The organism is Granulicella mallensis (genome assembly GCF_014203225.1).
In the GTDB taxonomy this organism is placed as follows: Bacteria; Acidobacteriota; Terriglobia; order Terriglobales; family Acidobacteriaceae; genus Granulicella; species Granulicella mallensis_A.
On record NZ_JACHIO010000008.1, the window covers coordinates 240,099 to 257,494 of the forward strand.

The window sequence follows — 17,396 nt, forward strand, 5'->3', positions numbered from 1 at the left end:
TGCCGTTGTCAACTCTCCATTGAACTTCAGGAAGACTCCTCTGCCGTGCTGCGGAGCATACTGGAACCGGCTAAGAACCTCTCCTCCAGAGCTGTTGATAGTGGAGAGCACTGCTGAGACCCGCGAGTGGTGCTGGTCAACGATCCCGGCATACTCAACCGGTACAATTAGGTTCCGTGATCAATAGGCTCACACTTGCAAATCTCGCTCATCGCCCTGTCCGCACCGCATTGAGCATCCTCGCCATCGCCGTAGAGGTGACCATGATCCTCACCCTGGTAGGCGTCAGTAACGGCACATTGCATGAATCGGCACGCCGCGCCCGAGGGTCGGGTGCAGATATTCTGGTCCGCCCGCCGGGCAGCTCCATTCTTTCTTCCTTGAGCTCCTCCCCCATGAGCGACAAGTTGCCCGACGTCTTCAGCAAAGAGCCGCACGTTGTTCTTGCAACGGGCACGATCATCCAGCCACTCGAGCTATTCGACTCGATTACCGGTTTGGATATGGAGCAGTTCTCCAGGATGAGCGGAGGCTTTCATTTTCTGGAGGGAGGTTTGCCCGTTCAAGACACGGACATGATCGTGGATGAGCCTTACGCCAGAGAAAAGCATTTGCATGTCGGCGACACCCTCACGCTGATCTCGCATCAGTGGCACATTACAGGCATCTATGAACCGGGCAAGCTGGCCCGAATCTGTGTGAAGCTTGCAGCCCTGCAAAACTTTACCGGCAATCCCCACCACCTGAGCCAGATCTATCTTCGGTTGGACGATCCGAGCAAGGCGCAATCGGTGGTTGATACGCTCCGGGCCAAGTATCCCGGCTATCCGATCTTTACGATGGAATACTTCACCTCCATGCTCTCGGTGAACAGCCTCGGTCTGCTGCGCAACTTCACCTATGTGGTGATCGGAATTGCGATGATCGTCGGATTCATTGTGGTTTTTATGGCGATGTACACTGCGGTTCTCGAGCGAACCAGAGAGATCGGCATCTTAAAAGCGGTGGGAAGCTCCTCTGCCTTGATCCTCGGCATGTTGATGCGCGAGACACTCCTGCTCGCGGTCTTTGGAACCATCGCTGGCATTCTGTTGACCTACCTTACACAATGGCTCATGCTGCACTTCGCCCCGGGCGGACTGTATCAGGAGACAGTCTACGGATGGTGGCCGATCACAGCCGGAATCGCCATCGTCGGCTCCCTCATAGGCGCCGTCGTCCCTGGCATTAAGGCTGTTCGACAAGATGCCACGGAGGCGCTTTCGTATGAGTGAAACTCCGATGATCCAGACGCGGCAACTGACCAAAACCTATCGAGTCGGCGACATCGACGTGCACGCACTCCGCGGCGTCAACCTTGAAGTGAACAAAGGCGAGTTTATCTCCGTCGTGGGTGCGTCAGGTTCTGGCAAATCGACACTCTTCAGTGTTTTGGGTGGGCTCACTCCGGCAACCAGTGGAAGCGTTCGCATCAACGGTAGAGACTTGTCCCACATGACGAACGCTGAGCGCACCAACCTGCGTAAAGACACCGTCGGGTTTGTCTTCCAGAAATACAATCTACTGCCCACGCTGTCCGCTGAGGACAATATCAAGCTGGTTAAATACATCGGCAGTCACAACACCGAGCTTGACTCGTCCTTCAAGGAAGTCCTCACCCTACTCGGTATCGCAGACCGCCTGAAGCATAAGCCTCGCGCTCTTTCGGGTGGGCAGCAGCAGAGAGTCGCCATCGCGCGTTCGATCGTCAACCAACCAGCGATTCTGCTTGCCGATGAGCCGACCGGCAACCTGGACAGCCAGAACTCGGTAGCCGTTCTGACCTTGCTCAGGGACCTGAATGAGCGCCTGGGGCAAACCATCCTGATGATCACCCACGACGAAGAAGCTGCCTCCTACTCGCATCGCAGAGTGCATATGCGCGACGGACAGCTAACGTCCTAAGCCGCGCCCTTCTCTTTGCCAGCTCCTGCCAGCGGCTGCCTGCGCTCCACCTTGCCCAGCGCTGCACGCTCATACTGCTTCGGCCAGCTTGCAGGACGCTGCAGCGCATCCGCTGCATGGATCGGCCAGTACGGATCGCGCAGCAGCTCGCGCGCCAGCAGCACGAGATCGGCCTGCCCGGTGCGAATAATCTGGTCCGCCTGAGCCGGATCGGTAATCATTCCGACCGCGCCGGTAGCGATACCCACCTCGCGGCGAACACGTTCCGCAAAGGCCACCTGGTACCCAGGTCCCACGGGAATCTGCTGGCGTGGATCGTTGCCACCCGACGAGACATCGATCAGGTCGATGCCTTCAGCTTTCACCAGCTTCGCGAACTCAACCGCATCGTCCACGCTCAAGCCACCCTCGACCCAGTCGGTAACGGAGAGCCGTACCCAGACCGGAAGTTCCCCCGGGAAGTTCGCCCGCACGGCACGAATGATCTCCAGCGGAAAGCGTGCACGGTTGGCGAGGCTACCGCCGTACTCGTCGGTGCGCTTATTGGAGAGTGGCGAGAGAAACTCATGCCCCAGGTAGCCATGCGCCGCGTGAACCTCCACAAGCAGGAAACCCGCCGCAACCGCGCGTTTCGTCGCCGAGGCGAAGTCGGCGACGATCTTGTCCATCCCGGCACGATCTAACGCTTGCGGAAGAGGATAAACCTCCGAATATCGCTCTGCCGAAGGCGCGACGACATTCTCCCATCCGCCTTCGGCCTGCGACGCCGCCCGATGCCCCTCCCAGGGCACCAGAGTGCTGGCCTTGCGCCCGGCGTGCGCAAGCTGAATGCCCGGAACGCTTCCCTGCTCGCGCAGGAAGTCGGTGATGCGGCGGAGTTCCACGATGTGTTTGTCGTCCCAGATGCCGAGGTCCTGCGCGGTGATGCGGCCCTCCGGGCTTACCGCTGCGGCCTCCGTAAGGACCACGCCTGCCCCACCCACTGCACGGCTGCCGAGATGAACGAGATGCCACTCTGAGGCGAAGCCGTCGATCGAGCTGTACTCACACATCGGCGAGCAGGCGATGCGGTTTGGCAGCGTAAGACTGCGCTGCTGCAGAGGCGCAAAGAGATGGTCAGGAGCGGGGATAGCGGTCGACATATATGGAAGCTTAGATGAGCGCCGTGAAGATAAGAAGCGGCTGTGTGCCTTTCTCCGTATCAACACATCCGCCCCTTAGCCTCCGCGTCCCATAGAATTGTTCCTAGAGAACCTCACGAATGCCCGCCACAGTTCTACCGCCGGAACCGGCACCACCCAGCGTCATCCACAACTGTCCCAATTGCAGCCACTGGCTGCCCGACGGCACGCTTGTCTGTCCCGACTGCCAAACCCTGACCTACGGCCAGTACCTGAGCGAACTGGCCAGTTCCGCACAGCAACTGGAACTGGAGAAGCAGTGGCCGCAAGCGCGCGACCGCTGGAGCTCCGCGCTACAGTGGCTCCCTGCGGACACACAGCAGGCAGCCAGCATTCAGCGGCACATCGCCCAGATCGATGTCCGCCTCAAGGCCGAAGAAGATCAGAAAGCCCGCTGGACCAAACGCCTTGGACCGTTCGCACCCATCGTTCTGTTCCTGCTCAAGATCAAATCAGGACTCTTTCTCCTCTTCAAACTCAAGTTCCTGTTCGGCATCCTCGGCTTCTTCGGGCTGTACTGGGCGATCTTCGGCTGGAAGTTTGCGCTGGGATTCACCGCCTGCATCTTTATCCATGAGATGGGCCACTTCGTCGCCGTAAAGCGGCGCGGCCTCAAGGCCGATCTGCCCATCTTCTTCCCCGGCCTCGGCGCCTACGTGCGCTGGTACAGCATGGGAGTCTCACGCGAAGATCTTGCGGCGATTGCTCTGGCAGGCCCGCTGTTCGGCCTCGCAGCGGCGCTGATCTGCTTCGGCATCTTCTGGAAGACGCACGTCGAGATCTGGCTGGTGCTGGCCAACGTCGGCGCGTGGATCAATCTCTTCAACCTGGTGCCGGTCTTCGGGCTCGATGGCGCACAGGCCACCTATGCGCTCTCACGTACCCAACGCGCGCTCATTACCGCAACCTGTGCCCTGTTCTTTGGCCTTACGGTCAATGCCTCCGGAGGCGATCCCTTCGGCCCGAACACCCAGTGGGTGTTCCTGTTTGTCGCCGCCGGTATGGGCTGGCGCTGCTTCACCAACGACACGCCGGAGAAGCCCGACACGAACACGTTCATCTACTTCCTGGCGCTGATCCTCGCGCTCGGATTCCTGCTCTTTCTCACCCCGGTTCGGAATCTGCACTAAGGTTCGAGATAGAAACTGCGCAGAGATCTGCAGGCAAGAAAAATGCTCCAACCCAGGCGCGATGATCGGCGCGGGGTTGGAGCGTTTTTCTTATTCAGCTAGAGCGGGATTAGCGATGTCCGCCGCCACCGTGACCGCCGCCACCGTGGAAACCACCACCACCACCGCCATGGAAGCCGCCGCCATATCCACCACGGTAACCACCACCGTAGCCGCCGCGATAACCCCCGTAGCCACCACGTCCGTAGCCATAACCGCCACGATAGTAACCACCACGGTAGTAGCCGCCGTAACCAAAGCCTAGGCGTACCCCGCCGTAACCGTAGGGATAACCATAGCCATAGGGATAGTACGGATAGCCGTAGCCATAGGCGTAATACGGATAGGGCGCGGGAGCATAGGCGGGAGGAGGATACGCCTGCGCTTCTTGAGTTTGGGCAGCGTCAGGGCCCTGGTCGTTCGGATTACCGTTGTTGGCGACCTGGCCGTTGTAGCCGTTGTCCTGGTTGTATTGCTGGGGAGCGTCGTTGGAGTACGACTGCTGGATGGGAGCTGGTTGAGCCTGAGTGTAATTTCCTGGGCCGGCTGGGTACGTGTTCTGCGCTAGCGCAGTCGCGGACAGAGTCGCCAGGGCGAGCAGAAGAACCGTGGGCCTGGTCATAATAAAAACCTCTGTATTTGTAGATGCGATTCCGGGAAAAATGTTGCGGTCAGATGAATTGGGCGGCCGGATGAGGCTTGCTGGCTGGGACAGCCTTCCTCTTTCGGGATTCCGGGCAACACCCTTATCGGTAGGACATCAAAGCCAACCCTATAGCGCGAAGCGCATTCCCTGACGCTTCAGCGTCAGAAAGACGGAGGGAGCCGTGGCCTAAAGGCCACGGCTCCCTCCGAACCGCGACGCTAAAGCGTCGCGGTTTGCGCTTCGCGCTGTGAGACCACATTGATTCTTTAATGAACTAAAAAATCAGAAACTAGCAGTAAACGACTTTGCGCTGTTGTCCGCGCACAATGCGTCCCAGCACAATCGACCGCTCATTCATGCGACTCAGCACCAGCCGTGCCTTCTTGAGCAGCGCCGCCGGCACCACCGCAACCAGCCCGATGCCCATATTGAACGCTCGCAACATCTCTTCGTTCTCGATGCTGCCAAGCGTCTGCAGATGCGCGAAGAGCGGTGGCGGCTCCCAGCTCGCCAGCTCCACCTGTGCCGCAAACCCCTTGGGCAGAATGCGCGGCAGGTTCTCCGTAAGACCGCCTCCGGTGATGTGCGCAAAGGCATGCGCCACCTCGGCCTGCAGCAGCTTGCGGATGGGCGCAAGATAGCTGCGATGCGAGCGCATCAGCGCCGCGCCAACCTTGTCGCCAAGCTCGTTGACATACTGATCCGCTCGGTAGCCGGCGGTCTCGAACAACAACTTGCGCGCGAGCGTGTAGCCGTTGGTATGCAGGCCATTCGACGGCAGCCCTAACAGGATGTCTCCCTCGGCAATGTTCTCGCCTGAGAGCATCTTCGCGTGGCTGACGGCGCCGACGAGGAAACCGGCGAGGTCGTACTCCTTGCCGCGATAGAGGGTTGGCATCTCCGCCGTCTCGCCGCCCAGCAGGGCGCAGCCATTGGCCTTGCAGGCCTCCACGATGCCGCCGATCACCTGTTCGACGACGTTCGCGTCGAGCTCCCCTGCTGCAAAGTAGTCGAGAAAAAACAGTGGCGTCGCCCCCTGCACCGCGACGTCGTTAACGCAATGATTCACCAGGTCGGAGCCGATGCTTCCATGCAGTCCGAGCTGCGCAGCGAGCTGCAGCTTGCTCCCGACGCCGTCCGTGCTCGCCACCAGCACAGGTTCGGGAAAGCGTTCGGCATCGAGTGCGAACAGCCCTGCGAATCCGCCAATTTCGCTCAGCACATTCTTGTTGAAGCTGCGCCGAGCCGTCAGCTTGATGCGCTCGTTCGCGATCGCCGCGCGATCCCGGTCGACACCTGCTTCGGCATATGTAGCGCGCGTACGCGTAACCCGCTTCGCCGGAGGCACTGCCGCTGAATCGTCCACGCTCATCTCTCCCACCTCATCTTTTCCACGCCGGCCACCCTGACGCAGCGATCACCACGGTCCCCGGCAAGCACGAGTTCCGCGCTCGCTGGCTGGTTCCTATCATTCATACCTAAGGGATGACGTCTTTCACTGGATTACAGGGGCTGGCTTTATTAGGCCACAAGGACCGTCTATCTACACCGCGAATTCGCAGTCTACCAGCCGACTTTTATACTGAGGTTATGGCACTCCCTCTCACCCGCTCCAAAGTCCTGCAACGACGCGCCGAAACCCTGCTTCCGGGGGGTGTGGATTCTCCTGTTCGAGCGTTTCGCGCTGTCGGTGGAGACCCACCGTTTCTCGTCAGTGCCAAGGGCGCCTGGCTCACCGATGCCGACGGCAACCGCTACATCGATCTCTTCGGCTCCTGGGGGCCCATGCTGCTCGGCCATGCGTTTCCGCCCGCGGTGGAGGCCATCCGTGAGGCTGCTGGACTCAGCGCCTCGTTCGGCGCGAGCACAGCCGCCGAAGCGGATCTTGCGGAGCTCGTTCAGCGCTGCTTCCCCTCCATCCAAAAGCTGCGCTTCGTCAGCTCCGGCACCGAGGCCTGCATGTCGGCCATTCGCCTGGCGCGCGGCTTTACAGGACGCTCCTTTGTCATCAAGTTTGAGGGTTGCTATCACGGCCACGCTGATGCCCTGCTCGTAAAAGCCGGCAGCGGCGTCGCGACCTTCGGCATCCCCGGCTCCGCGGGCGTTCCCAACGAGACGGTCATGCACACGCTGGCCCTTCCCTATAACGATCTCTCTGCGGTTGAGGCTGCGTTTGCCGCTCATCCTGAGCTGATTGCCTGCGTCATTCTCGAGCCCGTCGTCGGCAACGCGGGAACCATAGCGCCGCTCCCTGGGTATCTGAAGGGTCTGCGTGAGATCACCCGCAAGCATGGCGCCCTGCTGATCTTCGACGAGGTCATGACCGGCTTCCGTCTCGCTCCCGGCGGCGCCCAGGAGCTGTTTGCGGACGAACTGGGCGGAGCGCCCGACCTCACCACCCTCGGCAAGATCGTCGGTGGAGGCCTGCCCGTAGGAGCCTTCGGTGGACGTGCTGAGATCATGGACTACCTCGCCCCGCTGGGCCCCGTCTATCAGGCAGGAACACTCTCCGGCAATCCCCTCGCCATGGCTGCGGGCATTGCGACCCTCCAATCTCTCCTGGAGCAACGCGAAACGATCTATGCCACTCTGGAAGCGACTACAGCCGCCATCGTCGAAGGCATCGCCCGGCTCGCCGTAGAACGGGGCATTGCACTCACCGCAAACCGTGTCGGCAGCATGTTCACCTGTTTCTTCACACCTTCTGCCGTCACAGACTTCACGACAGCAAGCCACTCCGACACAGCAGCCTTCGCGCGCTTTCATCGTGCCATGCTGGAGCGTGGCGTATGGCTTCCGCCCAGCCAGTTCGAAGCGGCTTTCGTCTCCACAGAACATGGCCCGGCTGAAGTCGATGCCATTCTGGCAGCAGCCGCAGAAGCGCTGCACGAGGTTCAGAAGTAGAGGCGATTGAAGATCGCTTCTGCCGATTCATCGCCTCTGTTCTGTTTTGCTTTGGATTCGGGTTTCTGAGGTCGTTGCTTTTGTCGTTGCCTTTCTGGTTGTCATTCCGACCCTCCCGCGAAGCAAAAGGGAGGAATCTGCTGTCTGCCTGGACAAGCAAGGTTTCCTCACGCAGGCACGAACCGGAAGGGCACGGTTTCAACCGTGCCGGGAAAGCTCGAACTGAAAGCTCGAACTGAAAGCTCCTACCGCTCTGCCGAAGGCGGGAGTAGAGGCGTAGCCACAACGACTGATTTGCCTTCTTTTGCTAGCCGAAGATGCATGGGGATAGCACCTGAATTCTCCCTCGTAGCGCCACGATCTTCGCAAAGGTCCAGTCCTCTTCATTCAACGGTGCTACAGCGATTCCTGCCGTTGGCCAGGCTGATTAGCCCCTACCAAAGAAAGCAGTTCAGTCGTTGCGGCTACGCCTCCACTCCGGCCTTCGGCAGAGCGGCGGGCCTTTGGCCCGACGCTTGCGGCATGGCTGAAGCCATACCCTTCCGGTTCTTTCCTATGCAATGACCATCGCGATACAGCGAATCCACGGCCACGAAAGCCACACAAATGACAAGCGCCTCATCTCACGACAAACTGTCGTGAGATGGGGCGCTTGATGATGCAAGAACGGCAGCAGGAAGTTTTGATCCCTGCGTAATCCCAGCTTAGTGTCCGGCTTCGACCTGCGGCGTAATGATGCCGATGTTGGTTACGTCAGCACCATGTCCGAATCCGATGGCCTCAGCAACGCTGCTGAAGTCGAGATCCTTGTCGCCTTTGACGAACATCACCTTCTCCTGACGGGTCGCGAAGATCTCCGTCAGCTCGGCAGTAATGTCGCCCTTGGCGAAGTCCTTATCGTTGATCTTCCAACCCGGAGCGCCACCACCTGGCCGTGAGGTGACCTGCAAAACGATTGTTCGGTCGTTCTCGGGCGGCGGTGGTTGGTTCTGTTTCGGCGGCTGGGGTACCAGCGCCTCGAGACCTCTCGGCGTCGTCGGAACGATGACCATGAAGATAATGAGCAGTACCAGTAGCACGTCGATCAGCGGTGTAACGTTGATCTCCGAGACCGATCCGCCCGATGATCCAGTACCCATTCCCATATCGATACTCCTTATGTCTTACAACAGTTCTATCGAACTGCAGGCGAAAGAAAACGCCCCAATCCTGCTAGTTGGTCTGGTTGATATCGGTCAGCAAATTGAGCTGACTGACGCCGGCCACGCGGACGCCATCGATGGTATCCATCACTTTGCCATAATTGGCACGCGCATCGGCGTGCAAATAGACAGATTTGTCGTCGCCAGGGTTCGTCTTCTTGGCAAGAAGGTCTGCAACCTTCGAACCGAGATCCGAAATGGATACCTGGTCGGCATTAAGGAAGGTCTTACCGTCGCGAGTGACCGAGACATTAATCGCATCTTCTTTGCTGGCGTTCTCCATCACGGTCGATGCGGTGACCCTAGGAAGATCTACGTTAACGCTGTGGTTCAACATGGGGGTGACGACCATGAAGATGATCAGGAGCACCAGCATGACGTCCACCATCGGGGTCACGTTGATGTTCGAGTTGACCTTCTTGCCCTCTTCCCGCTTTGCCATTGCCATAAGATTGTGCTCCGTCCGGGCGTTCTAGCCCGTGCTCTGACTGAGTCCCCGGGAACCTCTGATGAAGGCCTCCGGACGCCGTTGCTTTGGCGTCCGGAGAGTCCTAAGAGTGATTCCCGCAGGATGTATTACTCGACTGTTGCGCTACCTGGTCTTGCAACCAGAACGGCGCACAGTTTAGCGGTGCGACTGCTTGATGAAGTAGTCGACCAGCTCCGACGAGCTGTTATCCATCTCTACGTCAAAGGCTTCTACCTTGCTGGTGAAGTAGTTGAAGCACATAACGGCAGGGATGGCGACGAGCAGACCGAAAGCGGTCGTAACCAGAGCTTCCGAGATACCGCCGGCAACCTGACCGATGCCCGAGCTCTTCGACGAAGCGATGGAGCGGAAGGCGTTGAGAATACCGATAACGGTGCCGAACAGTCCGATGAACGGCGCTGTGGAACCGATCGTGGCCAGACCGCTGAGGCCCTTCTTCAGCTTCGCGTGGGTGATCGACTCTGCACGCTCAAGAGCGCGCTTGGAGCTCTCAACCTGCTCTGGGGTGATCGCGCCGCCCGAACCGAAGCTGCGGAACTCGCTGAGACCAGCGGTAACCACTTCAGCAAGATGAGACTTCTTGGAACGGTCGGCAACCTTGATCGCCTCGTCCAGACGGCCTTCCTTGAGAGCGCCGGCAACCTTGGGGGCAAACTCACGCGACTGCTTGCGAGCCGCCGAGAAGTAGAGAGCGCGATCGATGATCACAGCCAACGACCAGATCGACATGATGAAGAGAATGATGACGACGCACTTGGCAGGCCAGCCCATGTTCGCCCAGAGCTGGGGAACGCTGAAACCTACTTCAGAACCGGAATCCTGAAGGAACATGGCGAGCGAGGTGGTGTGGGCGTGAGCAACGTTGATGAGATGAGCGAGAATCACTGAATTCTTTCCTCCTGGTTAACTTGAACGAACTTGGACTTGATCGAGCCGGACAGGCGCGAAGTTGAAGCTGTTGAACCTGATCTGAAGAGTACGGCAACCACAACAACCTGCCGCGTTAGACGAGAATATTGTAGTTGCGCTTCGCTTCAACTGGCCGAAGAGAGTCGGGGCCAGTTGAAGCTGCCGGCTTGATATCAGCCACCGCCGTTGAGGTTGAAGTTCACCATGATGGTCGTGTCGACCTCGGTAGGCTCGCCGTTCAAGAGATACGGCTTGTACTTCCATGTCTTGACGGCATCGAGTGCGGCGCCCTGCAGCATCGCCGGACCACTGATGACCGTCAGGCTTATGATGCCGCCGGTCTTCGAGATGATGGCATGCAGTACAACAGTTCCGCCCTGGTGCGCGGCGCGAGCGATCGGAGGATAGACCGGCTGAGTCTTGACGAGAATGTTACCCGCGATCACACCACCCGAGATACGGGCCGGACCCTGCGGCTTAGGCTTGGCGACGACGATAGCCGGACCAGCACCTGTGCTGCCAGCCATGCCACCCATGATGCCACCGGCAGAGCCACCGGCCATACCCGCCATACCGGCCACGCCCGCAGACGAAGGCGGTGGGGGTGCAGCGTCTTCCTTCAACATCTTGATGTCTTTAGGAATCTTGGTAGGCGCGTGAAGGCCCTGGTCGATCTCCGACACCATATGCACCGGCTTGATCACAGCCGCCGGCGGCGGTGGGGGAGGCGGGGGCGGTGGGGGAGGCGGTGGGGCGGAGATTGAAGCTGCCAAGGAGTTCTTTGGCAGCGCTTCTGGGTCGATCAGCGGAATCAGGATCATGATCGCCAAGAGCGTGCCCCAGAAAAATGCTGAGGCGATCATCCAGTACTTGGATGCGGTCTTGATCTTTCCGCCGGATTCCATCATTGAATCTTCAAACATATGCAACCTCGGTCCCGCGAGGGATAGCTATTTGCCTTAGACACCACAGAGACTTAAATTGTTCCCAACTCGCTATTGACTTGTTTGGGAGACTACCTGGTTTGCTGCTTGTTGCTCATCCTATCCCAAATTGACGGGTACCGAGTGACGGTAAAGCGAAACCCCATGATCGGAATAGGAAACGCCTATTGGCGTCTGATATTTCTACCTCAATCATGCAAGAGTTGTCATCTCCTCTCGACGCAGCGCATCCTTTTTTCTGGCTTTCACTGGCGATTCAGATCCCAACGAATCAGCAAGGAAGGCGCCAATAGCAAAACAAAGGCCCTCGCGTGGGCGAGGGCCTTGTGTCTGGAGAAGTAAGCAGTTTACCGCCGGGTGCCCCGCGCGGCGGGCAGGGTGGCCTTCTTGCCGCTCCTGGTGCGCCAGTCCTGATAGGCAACCAACATGGGAGCCGCCACCGCGATCGACGAGTACGTTCCGATCAGGATGCCGACCACCAGGGCGAAGGAGAAGCCGTGCAGCACTTCGCCGCCGAACAGGTACAGGCTGAGAACGGTGAGGAAGGTCAGACCCGAGGCGATGACCGTCCGGCTCAGCGTCTGGTTGATGCTGCGGTTGACCACGTCAGAGAGCGACTCGCGCCGGCTGGAGGCGAGGTTTTCACGGATACGGTCGAAGACCACGATCGTGTCGTTCATCGAGTAGCCGATCAGCGTCAGGATCGCCGCGATGACCGTGAGAGAGATCTCCTGATTCGTCAGGCTGAAGAAACCAACCGTAATCAGCGTGTCATGGAAGACCGCGACGACAGCCGCGACGCCGTAGATCAGCTCGAACCGGAACCAGAGGAAGACGAGCATCCCGATCAGCGAGTAGATCGTCGCCAGCAACGCCTGATGCTGAAGCTGCTTGCCGGCGGTTGGGCCGACGATGTCGACCTGCTGCACCGAGAAGCCGGAGTCATGATAGTTCGCGCTCAGGGCGTTCTCGATCGTAGAGCGGCCCTGATCGTGGGCGCTATCGCTCGCCGTCGACTCTGGCAGGGAGATGATGACGTTGTTGACCGCCGCACCGTTCGCACCCGAGATACGCTGGATCGCGGAATCCTTGACGCCAGCGGCATCGATGGCATGGCGAATATGCTCTTCGTTCGGCGCCTGGTCGAAGTGAACCGTGATCTGCGTGCCGCCGCGGAAATCAACGCCTAGCGGAATATGGTGCCAGAACGCCATGCTGAGAATGCCGGCGACCGAAAAGATCAGAGAGAAACCGAGGAAGTACCACTTCTTCCCCAGCCAGTCGATATTTGAGCTACGAAACAGTTCCACGTTTCAATCCTTGAGCTGCCAGTGAGCAGCCACTGGCTTCTAGCTTTTTCTTTGCCGTTGCCGCAGCGAAGCTCGCGGCGAACGACGAATCGCTGTAACTAAATCGACAGAGCCGCGCCGCGTTCCTTCTTGCTGAGCAGATAGTCGAAGATGACGCGCGAGACAAACACCGCAGTAAAGATGTTGGCCAACAGACCGAAGGTCAGCGTGACCGCGAAACCCTTGACTGGACCGGTCCCAAAGAGGAACAGGATGCCCGCCGAAACGATTGTCGTGATGTGCGTATCGACGATCGTGATCCAGGCATGGGCGAAGCCCTCCTGCACCGCTGCGGCGGTCGTCTTACCCAGCCGCAGCTCTTCGCGGATACGCTCGAAGATCAGCACGTTCGAATCGACGCCCATACCGATCGTGAGGATGACGCCGGCAATACCCGGCAGCGTCAGCACGGCGTGGGTGAAGCCCATAAAGCCGAGCAGGATGACAAGGTTGAGAAACAACGCCAGATCGGCATTGATGCCCGCACCGCGATAGTAGATGAGCATGAAGACCATCACAGCCAACATGCCGGCTACAGCAGCAACAACACCCTGATGAATGCTTGCCGCACCAAGCGACGGGCCTACCGAGCGAGTCTCAAGATAGGAGATCGTAGCCGGCAAGGAACCCGTGCGCAGCATCATGCTGAGGTCCTGAGCCTGCTGCTGCGTGAAGCCGCCGGTGATACGGCCGGAGTCGCGAATCGCCTGTTGAATCGTTGCGACTTCTTTCACGCGGTTCTCGAGCACAATCGCCATCGATCCCGTGCCCTTGTTGGCATCGGTGTACTTGTAGAAGCGATCTCCGGCTTCCGTCGTCAGAGTGAAGCCAATATCCGGCCTGCCGTTTTCATCGGTCTGCGGCGTGGCATCGCGGAAGTCGGTGCCCTCAACGACCGACGCGCGCTGCAGAAGGTAAACCTGATCGGGGCCGCCCATGCCGCCGGAACCCTTGACCAGCTCCTGGTCAGGAGGAAGAACGCCGTTCAGAGCGGTCATCGCCTGCTGCTCGTCAGGATAGGACCCGATAACAGCATGAATCTCAAGCTTCGCAGTGGAGTTGATAATGCTTTCCACGTGCCCTGGATCGTCGACGCCAGGAAGCTGCACGAGAATCTCGTTGTCACCCAGACCGTACTGCTCGATGACCGGCTCGGAGACACCGAGTGAATCGACGCGCTGACGGATGGTCTCAATGGACTGATCCAGGGTGCGCTTTTCGAGATCGGTGATGGCCGACTGCTTCATCGTGAGCACGTAGCCGCCCGCAGAAGAAGTCGTCACGTCATACACGGCGTAATCATTGCTCGTGAGCGTGTCATGAACACTCGACTGTTGCGCAGGCTGAACGCCGCTGATCGTAATCACCTCAGGATGCGCAGGATCAAGCTTGGAAGCCGTTACACCGGGGATCGAAGTGTTCAGCCGCTGCACATCACGATCTGTGGCACTGTTAAGCGCCTCCGCCACATGCACCTGAAGCACAAGGCGCGTGCCGCCGCGAAGATCGAGCCCGAGGTGGATACGGTCAGTGATCGACTGTTTGAGACTGCCGTGCGGAATGCCGAAGATCCCGTACACGAAAATCACCAGGACCGCGATAATAAAGCCTGTTTTGCCGGCCAGATTCTTGCCCATCTTATTGTTGTTCCTTCAAGATTCCGCGAGCTAAACGTCGCCGCGGCCCTTACATTTTTCCTTGCGAATCTCTGTGGCCCGTGGAAATCCCTGCATCAGCTTTCGCTGTGGTAACAATATCTCCGGCCCGCCTACGACTTGGATTCTTCCTCGGCGGTGACGGCTGCGATGGCGCTGCGGACGATCTCGAACTTGACCCCGTCAGGCTGCGTGCGAATGACCAGCACATCGTCCTTGACGTTGACGACCGTGCCGCGCATGCCACCGTTGGTTGTTACCTTGTCGCCGGGCTTCAACTGCGCCAGCATCGATTGCCACTGCTTCTGCTTGCGCTGGTTCGGCACAATGAGCAAAAGGTACATGGCTACAAACATGATCACGAGCAGTGGCAAACTACCCAACGACCCAAAGCCGCCAAAACCGGCAAAACCGGCAAACGCTAACGCGAGAAAGCTCAAGCTGCACGTCCTGCTGCCGTGACCGGACTCTCAAGCGAAAGCTCTCGTCTGATCACGTCTTCCATAAAGTTTTCGGGGATACTGCTGCCCGGATAGGCAGACACCGGAACCGGCCGTGCTCCAGACAGATTGTCCAGACACACCTCTACCGTTTCCAGTCAATCACACCTGAGGATTAAGCATCGCGTAGCCGGGCGGTGATGTCAAGGAAATCACGCGATTGGCCGTGTATTGCACGCGGCGGTGATCGGAAAACTCTGACCACCGGGCAGAAACACCGCACTCTTCCAATACGAGCTGACTTAAACGAAGATCGGCGGCACGGTTGAACCCGTGCCGCCGATGTTCTGCAAGCGATACCTCACACCCTTTGACTAGGGGCGCGAAGCAGGATTGCCGTAGGGAGCGATGAGGTTTCCTGCCAGCGGGGTGACGACCGGCGCTGCAAGACCGATGATCTCCGTGACAGAGGTGCCGTTAGGGGCGCTGTTGGGGATCCAGATATCGCCCGAGCTATCGAGAGCAATACTGAAGGATCCGGCGGTGCTGGGAATGCTAAAGCCATTGCTGGCTGCGAGCGAACCATCATTGTTGAGCTCGACGAGAGCGTTCGTGCTATTGTTGACGGCCCAGGCATGACCTGCACTGTCGAGAGCAATGCCTGTCGGTGTCGTGAGCAGGGGTCCCTGGTAAGGAGCAACAGAGGTGACCGTACCGTTGGTGGTGACCTTGTTGATTCCACCCAGCAGGCCGACCAATCCCGTGCTAGCCACCCAGACATTGCCACCATTATCGATAGCAAGACCTGTGCCGCCCAGAATTCCGCCGGAGAGGAGATGAACCGTGAACGAACCTGTGTTCGCGGTGCTGGCTCCATTCATCTGGAGGACATTGGCAACCGTGGAAGAAGCCATCCAAAGATTGCCGGAAGCATCGATGGCGCTACCGACGGGTTGATTGACGAGGCCCACCGTGTAACCAGCTGCTCCCGAAGGAATGGTTCCAGCGCGCGTGATCTCGGTGACACCGGCGATGATGGCGCCGCCAACACCGCCGGTGTTGGGAATCCAGGCATTACCCAGACCATCGACAGAGACGGTATCAGGCAGATTGATGGAGCTACCCGAGAAATCGCCGGACAGAGCACCTGAGGAGTTCAACGTCCTGACGTGGTTCGGCTGGAGGAGGCCAGGAGTACTCAGGTTAGTGACCCAGGCAGTACCCGTTGTAGCGTCGATCGCGAGGCCGGACGGAGAGAAGAGTCCGCCTTTACCGAAGCCGTTCGTACCGGAGAGGACCTTACCCGTGCTGGAGAGCTCCGTAACGACATTGGAGTTGGCATTCGTGATCCAGGCATTGCCCACAGCATCGATGGCGATGGTGCGCGGGGCGCTGATCGTGGGATCGGTGTAGATAATGCCAACCGAAAAGTCAGTGGCGCTGGTCTCGAAGGGCTGGAACGGACCTGCATTGGTAGCCAGATTCAGAAGCGCACTCACATGCGCGCCCGGATGCTGAGCGATGTTGATCGCAGCCTGTGCCGTATTTGTCGGAAGGACGCCGGCTGTATTCGGCGCGTTGGCAAAGAGCGTTGCGCAGCCGCTGGAGGTCGGACCGGTCGAGTTGATGCAACCCGCGAGGATGTCCGCCAGGGTGTTGAGTTCGACCTGAGGCACGGTACCGTTGCCGGCAGTCGTCTTCGCCGGAATGGCTCCAGTGGCCTGAACCACCAGGTTGACGGCGTTGGTGAAGGCGTTGGTGACGCCAGTCTGCGCCTGCGTGGAATGCGCCGTGGGAGCAGAGATATGCGTGGGGTCAGTGGTGTAACCCGCCAGCGCATAGGCCGCAGCGATCGTGCTGGCCTCATTCATGTAGATATTGGTGACAGTGCTGGGGAAGGTATTGCCGGCTCCGCATTCGCCGACAGCAGCCAGCAAGCCCGAACCCGAGTTATCGCCGGTACCTACACCAGGATCTCCGCCGGTCGCATAAAGATAGACGTTCGTATTGGCAGTGCAGGCGAATTCTCCGCCGATATTGAAGTTGCCGGCACCATCCGTGGTGGTAAAGAAGTTCGTTCCGTCGGAAGAGGTCGTGGGTCCTGCAGTCAGCAGCGAGGTGGAAGCCTCACCATAGGTGTCTACGCCTGCGGCAAACATGTAGACATGCGCACCGACCAGACCCTGCTGGCCACCGTGCACGATGCCTTTAATGCTCATGGCGGTTTGACTGGCAACGTTCGCCGAGTCTCCAAAATTTGACGAGCAACCGCTAAGGCCCAGGACTCCTATCAGTCCAACGAGGCTAACGGTGACGGGAAGCGATAAACGATGGATTTTCATAGGAATCTCCTTGATACAACCTTCAAGTTCGAACAAACAGAAAACCTGAATAGATGTTTGAGGCCCAACAAGACGAGGGCCCGGAAACACAATCGAAACAGCTCGACTGTGGCTTATAAAGTAGCCCGGTGGAAGTTTTAGAGACAGTGGCCCGATTACAGTTACGGTATGCAGTGCAGTTAGGAGTTGGTTTGCGTGGCTACTAGCGTGCAGCGACCTGA

General features: G+C 58.8%; 15 protein-coding genes. 4 read left to right on the forward strand and 11 right to left on the reverse strand.

Annotated features, from left to right (window positions below; all coding sequences use genetic code 11):
* Positions 1-176 precede the first annotated feature (176 nt).
* Positions 177-1,274, forward strand: a complete 1,098-nt coding sequence (locus HDF15_RS11380; protein ID WP_184255594.1) for an FtsX-like permease family protein — start codon at positions 177-179, stop codon at positions 1,272-1,274.
* Positions 1,267-1,944, forward strand: a complete 678-nt coding sequence (locus HDF15_RS11385; protein ID WP_184255595.1) for an ABC transporter ATP-binding protein — start codon at positions 1,267-1,269, stop codon at positions 1,942-1,944. The genes HDF15_RS11380 and HDF15_RS11385 overlap by 8 nt, the downstream gene beginning before the upstream one ends.
* On the opposite strand, the gene HDF15_RS11390 is transcribed toward HDF15_RS11385, so the two are convergent.
* Positions 1,941-3,086: an NADH:flavin oxidoreductase/NADH oxidase gene (locus HDF15_RS11390; protein WP_184255596.1), complete on the reverse strand. Its 1,146-nt coding sequence runs from the start codon at positions 3,084-3,086 to the stop codon at positions 1,941-1,943. The two genes, HDF15_RS11385 and HDF15_RS11390, sit on opposite strands and share 4 nt — an antisense overlap.
* 119 nt (positions 3,087-3,205) lie before the next feature.
* On the opposite strand from HDF15_RS11390, the gene HDF15_RS11395 reads away from it, so the two are divergent.
* Positions 3,206-4,255, forward strand: coding sequence for a site-2 protease family protein (locus HDF15_RS11395; protein WP_184255597.1), 1,050 nt, complete (start codon positions 3,206-3,208; stop codon positions 4,253-4,255).
* Between the two features lie 109 nt (positions 4,256-4,364).
* Here HDF15_RS11395 and HDF15_RS11400 read toward each other — a convergent pair whose 3' ends face one another.
* Positions 4,365-4,916: a hypothetical protein gene (locus HDF15_RS11400; RefSeq protein ID WP_184255598.1), complete on the reverse strand. Its 552-nt coding sequence runs from the start codon at positions 4,914-4,916 to the stop codon at positions 4,365-4,367.
* Positions 4,917-5,229: 313 nt separating this feature from the next.
* On the reverse strand, positions 5,230-6,312 hold the full coding sequence (purM, locus tag HDF15_RS11405) for a phosphoribosylformylglycinamidine cyclo-ligase (protein WP_184255600.1): 1,083 nt from the start codon (positions 6,310-6,312) through the stop codon (positions 5,230-5,232).
* Positions 6,313-6,530: 218 nt separating this feature from the next.
* On the opposite strand from purM, the gene hemL reads away from it, so the two are divergent.
* Complete coding sequence (hemL, locus tag HDF15_RS11410) at positions 6,531-7,844, forward strand: glutamate-1-semialdehyde 2,1-aminomutase (RefSeq protein ID WP_184255602.1); 1,314 nt, start codon at positions 6,531-6,533, stop codon at positions 7,842-7,844.
* Between the two features lie 704 nt (positions 7,845-8,548).
* Here hemL and HDF15_RS11415 read toward each other — a convergent pair.
* The 8 genes from HDF15_RS11415 to HDF15_RS11450 form a co-directional block, all read right to left on the reverse strand.
* On the reverse strand, positions 8,549-8,989 hold the full coding sequence (locus tag HDF15_RS11415) for a biopolymer transporter ExbD (protein ID WP_184255604.1): 441 nt from the start codon (positions 8,987-8,989) through the stop codon (positions 8,549-8,551).
* Positions 8,990-9,056: 67 nt separating this feature from the next.
* Positions 9,057-9,494: a biopolymer transporter ExbD gene (locus HDF15_RS11420; RefSeq protein ID WP_184255606.1), complete on the reverse strand. Its 438-nt coding sequence runs from the start codon at positions 9,492-9,494 to the stop codon at positions 9,057-9,059.
* Positions 9,495-9,671: 177 nt separating this feature from the next.
* Positions 9,672-10,421 carry a MotA/TolQ/ExbB proton channel family protein gene (locus HDF15_RS11425; protein WP_184255608.1) on the reverse strand — a complete coding sequence of 250 codons (750 nt, stop codon included), beginning with the start codon at positions 10,419-10,421 and terminating at the stop codon, positions 9,672-9,674.
* Between the two features lie 197 nt (positions 10,422-10,618).
* Complete coding sequence (locus tag HDF15_RS11430) at positions 10,619-11,368, reverse strand: energy transducer TonB (protein ID WP_184255610.1); 750 nt, start codon at positions 11,366-11,368, stop codon at positions 10,619-10,621.
* 368 nt (positions 11,369-11,736) lie between these two features.
* Positions 11,737-12,699, reverse strand: a complete 963-nt coding sequence (gene secF / locus HDF15_RS11435; protein WP_184255611.1) for a protein translocase subunit SecF — start codon at positions 12,697-12,699, stop codon at positions 11,737-11,739.
* A gap of 98 nt (positions 12,700-12,797) precedes the next feature.
* On the reverse strand, positions 12,798-14,375 hold the full coding sequence (gene secD / locus HDF15_RS11440) for a protein translocase subunit SecD (protein WP_184255613.1): 1,578 nt from the start codon (positions 14,373-14,375) through the stop codon (positions 12,798-12,800).
* 131 nt (positions 14,376-14,506) lie between these two features.
* The gene (gene yajC, locus HDF15_RS11445) at positions 14,507-14,833 is read right to left on the reverse strand and encodes a preprotein translocase subunit YajC (RefSeq protein ID WP_184255615.1); all 327 of its coding nucleotides are present in this window, start codon (positions 14,831-14,833) and stop codon (positions 14,507-14,509) included.
* Positions 14,834-15,207: 374 nt separating this feature from the next.
* Positions 15,208-17,175, reverse strand: a complete 1,968-nt coding sequence (locus tag HDF15_RS11450; protein WP_184255617.1) for a hypothetical protein — start codon at positions 17,173-17,175, stop codon at positions 15,208-15,210.
* Positions 17,176-17,396: the final 221 nt, after the last annotated feature.

Coding starts and splice junctions, on each gene's coding strand:
- HDF15_RS11385 (WP_184255595.1), top strand. CDS start 1,267: ATGAGTGAAACTCCGATGATCCAGACGCGGCAACTGACCAAAACCTAT.
- HDF15_RS11390 (WP_184255596.1), bottom strand. CDS start 3,086: ATGTCGACCGCTATCCCCGCTCCTGACCATCTCTTTGCGCCTCTGCAG.
- HDF15_RS11395 (WP_184255597.1), top strand. CDS start 3,206: ATGCCCGCCACAGTTCTACCGCCGGAACCGGCACCACCCAGCGTCATC.
- HDF15_RS11400 (WP_184255598.1), bottom strand. CDS start 4,916: ATGACCAGGCCCACGGTTCTTCTGCTCGCCCTGGCGACTCTGTCCGCG.
- purM (WP_184255600.1), bottom strand. CDS start 6,312: ATGAGCGTGGACGATTCAGCGGCAGTGCCTCCGGCGAAGCGGGTTACG.
- hemL (WP_184255602.1), top strand. CDS start 6,531: ATGGCACTCCCTCTCACCCGCTCCAAAGTCCTGCAACGACGCGCCGAA.
- HDF15_RS11415 (WP_184255604.1), bottom strand. CDS start 8,989: ATGGGAATGGGTACTGGATCATCGGGCGGATCGGTCTCGGAGATCAAC.
- HDF15_RS11420 (WP_184255606.1), bottom strand. CDS start 9,494: ATGGCAATGGCAAAGCGGGAAGAGGGCAAGAAGGTCAACTCGAACATC.
- HDF15_RS11430 (WP_184255610.1), bottom strand. CDS start 11,368: ATGTTTGAAGATTCAATGATGGAATCCGGCGGAAAGATCAAGACCGCA.
- secD (WP_184255613.1), bottom strand. CDS start 14,375: ATGGGCAAGAATCTGGCCGGCAAAACAGGCTTTATTATCGCGGTCCTG.
- HDF15_RS11450 (WP_184255617.1), bottom strand. CDS start 17,175: ATGAAAATCCATCGTTTATCGCTTCCCGTCACCGTTAGCCTCGTTGGA.